This is a genomic window from Neisseria sp. 19428wB4_WF04 (genome assembly GCF_015235335.1).
GTDB lineage: Bacteria > Pseudomonadota > Gammaproteobacteria > Burkholderiales > Neisseriaceae > Neisseria > Neisseria musculi.
In genome coordinates, this window is record NZ_JADGLG010000176.1 from 1 (window position 1) to 417 (window position 417).

The window sequence follows — 417 nt, forward strand, 5'->3', positions numbered from 1 at the left end:
AGATAAAATTCATTAAAAGACCAGATTTTGATACTTCTGCATTTTTAGTTAAATAAGGTTTTAAAATTTCATTAGAAGAAGTGTTTTCTATGGCTTTATCAAAATGAAAATTAGTTATTTTATTATCTAACATTAAAGTATTTAAATTTGTGATATTGCTTAATGCCAAATCAATTTCTTCTTGATTGTTGTAAATTCTTGAAATTTGGCCTAAAAATTCTCCATTATCTGTTGAAAAACCTGATGATAGTCTTGAAATAAGATCGCGACTTAAATAAGCATTATCATCTTGTAAAAATTCTGAATTTATAGATTTTAATGAACTATGATAGCTATTTAAAAGATAAGGTAGATCAATTTTATTGTAGTTTAAATTTTCATCTTGTTTTGCGAGTTCTTTTGCTATGCTTCTAACAC

The 417-nt window shown here is 24.5% G+C and carries 1 protein-coding gene; it reads right to left on the reverse strand.

The annotated features are described in order from the left end of the window. Positions 1–417 (reverse strand): hypothetical protein (locus IR141_RS12880; protein WP_209304458.1); only part of this gene is annotated, 417 nt, incomplete at both ends.